A 2,609-nucleotide genomic window follows, 5' to 3' on the forward strand; every position below is an offset into this window, starting at 1 on the left:
ATCGCCGCAGCATGCGTTCCGTTGCCGTTCGCCGACGCCCTCGAGGATCAGGTGATCCCGAACGTCGACACCGTCACCGACACCGTCCGAGCTCTCACCGCCTACTGACAACCCCGCAGCTGCATGCTGCACGGATCCCCGGTCAATGACGACTCAACGAGAGGGAGACGACAGATGACCCACCGGATGCTTCTCCGTGGCGGCCACGTGCTCACCATGGACCCGAACCTCGGCGACCTGCCGGCTGGTGACGTCCTCATCGAAGACGACACGATCACCGCCGTCGAGCCGCGCATCGAGGCCGACGTCGACGCGGAGGTCATCGACGCAGCCGGACACATCATCATCCCGGGCTTCGTCGACACCCACCGGCACACGTGGGAGGCCGCGATCCGGGGCTGCGCGCCGAACGCGACGCTGGACGACTACTTCGTCGAGGTGCTAGACACGTTCGCCCCCGTATACCGGCCGGAGGACGTCTACGCGAGCAACCTGGCCGGCTCCCTGGAATGCCTCAACGCCGGGATCACCACCCTGGTGGACTGGTCGCACATCAACAACACCCCCGAGCACCCCGACGCCGCCATCACCGGCCTGCGCGAGACCGGCATCCGTGCCCAGTACGCGTACGGGTCCGCGAACACCTCGCTGGCGAAGTACTGGTTCAACAGCGCCGAGGTCATCCCGGGCGACGACGTCCGGCGGGTCCGCGAGACTCACATCCCCGGCGACGACGGGCTGCTCACGCTCGCCCTGGCCACCCGAGGCCCCGGTTTCTGTCAGGACGACGTCGTGACGGCTGAGTGGCGGATGGCCCGCGACCTGGGCATACCGATCACCGTGCACGTGGCGATGGGCCGCCTGGCGGGCCGGTTCGCGATGGTCGAGCAGCTGGACCGGCTCGGGCTGCTCGGACCGGACACCACCTACATCCACTCCTGCTACTTCAGCGACCATGAGTGGCAGCGAGTCGCCGACACCGGCGGCACCATCTCGATCGCGGCCCAGGTGGAGCTGCAGATGGGTCACGGGTGGCCCCCGGTGGGCAAGGCGTACCAGTTCGGTCTGCGCCCCAGCCTGTCGGTCGACGTCGTCACCACCGTGCCCGGTGACATGTTCACGCAGATGCGCGCCGCGTTCGGTGGCGAGCGCGCCCGCGTCAACGCCACCTGCTGGGAGGCGAACACCGGTGTGCCGGACACGATGCCGACGGCCCGGCAGATGCTGGAGATGGCCACGATCAACGGCGCACACGTCGCCGGGCTCGAGGACCGGACCGGATCGCTGACACCCGGTAAACGGGCCGACGTCGTCGTCATCGACGCTCGTTCCATCAACGTCGCCCCGGTCATCGACCCGGTCGCCGCCGTGGTGCTCTGCGCGGACGTGAGCAACGTCGAGACGGTCATCGTCGACGGCGTGATCCGCAAGCGCGATGGCGTGCTGGTCGGCGACGTCGCCCGGGCACGCGGCCTCGTGGAGTCGTCCCGCGACCACCTGGCAGGGGCCGCGGCCAACGCCAAGGCCGCGGCATGACCTCGCGTCACCTCGTGCGCCGGGCGTCGGAGGCGTCGTACGGCCGGCCCGCCGGCTGGTCGGCCGACGCGCCCGGGTACCGCCGCTGGAGCGTTGTCGGTGAGGACGCCGGGGCCGTGCACACCGGGTTCGGGGTGTGCGAGCTCGAGCCCTCAGGCGCACTGCCGGCCCACGTCCACTCGTTCGAGGAGAGCTTCCATGTCCTCGACGGTTCGGCGATCGTGGACACTTCGGACGGCTCGTACCGGGTGCGGGCCGGAGACTACGGATTGATCCCGGTCGGAGTGCCGCACGCCTGGCGTACCGAGGGTGACACGGCCGTGCGCTGGGCCGAGATGCAGGGCCCACAGCCGCGTGAACGGCTGGACGGCGATACGTTCCTGGTCCCGCCGCTGCCCAAACGGGACCCGATCCCGGTCGACGCCCGCGACCCGCGCACGCGTTCTCTCGGCACCATCACGCCGGGCCACATGGATCCCGGCAAGCAGAGTCAGAGCCTGCTCGCGGTGTCCGCCAGCATGCGCACGGCGCTGCTCGTCTACAGCGGCATCACCGTCAAGATGATGGTCGACAGCGACCTCGGCGCCCAGCTGACCTCGATGTTCATGGTGCAATACGAGCCGGACGGACTCGCCGGGGCACATGACCACCCGTTCGAGGAGACGTATCTCATCCTGGAGGGCACGGTCGAGGCGAGTTTCGACGGCGAGAAGCACGTGCTCGAGGCCGGCGACGTGGCGTGGGCCGGCGTCGGCTGTGTGCACGCGTTCACCAACGTCGGCGAAGGGCGGGTGCGCTGGCTGGAGACGCAGGCACCGCAGCCACCGCCCCGGCACTCGTACCGGTTCGCCCGGGACTGGGACTACCTGCGAGAACGGCTGTCCGAGAATGCGGAAGGGAGCATATAGATGGCACAGCGCACCGTGCTCGTCGTCGGTGGGACGTCCGGCATCGGCCTGGAGGTGGCCCGGCATTTCGCGGCCGCGGGCGACGACGTCGTCCTGACCGGCCGTGACCCGGTACGGGCCGAGGCGATCGCCAAGGAGTTGACGATCAAGGTGGGCCAGGAGGTG

The 2,609-nt window shown here is 69.4% G+C and carries 3 protein-coding genes; all 3 read left to right on the plus strand.

All coding sequences use genetic code 11. The features are described from left to right. Positions 1-174 precede the first annotated feature (174 nt). Positions 175-1,536 (plus strand): amidohydrolase family protein, encoded by a 1,362-nt coding sequence (locus ELR45_RS29380; RefSeq protein ID WP_129669469.1) that lies wholly within the window; start codon positions 175-177, stop codon positions 1,534-1,536. Further along, complete coding sequence (locus ELR45_RS29385; RefSeq protein ID WP_129669470.1) at positions 1,533-2,444, plus strand: cupin domain-containing protein; 912 nt, start codon at positions 1,533-1,535, stop codon at positions 2,442-2,444. The genes ELR45_RS29380 and ELR45_RS29385 overlap by 4 nt, the downstream gene beginning before the upstream one ends. After that, the coding region (locus ELR45_RS43070; protein WP_129669490.1) for an SDR family NAD(P)-dependent oxidoreductase at positions 2,445-2,609 on the plus strand (165 nt) is incomplete at its 3' end.

Origin of the sequence: Phytoactinopolyspora endophytica (assembly GCF_004138495.1) — a bacterium.
GTDB lineage: Bacteria > Actinomycetota > Actinomycetes > Jiangellales > Jiangellaceae > Phytoactinopolyspora > Phytoactinopolyspora endophytica.

Bases quoted from the DNA above. Each gene is read 5' to 3' on its own strand.
- ELR45_RS29380 (WP_129669469.1), top strand. From the start codon at position 175: ATGACCCACCGGATGCTTCTCCGTGGCGGCCACGTGCTCACCATGGAC.
- ELR45_RS29385 (WP_129669470.1), top strand. From the start codon at position 1,533: ATGACCTCGCGTCACCTCGTGCGCCGGGCGTCGGAGGCGTCGTACGGC.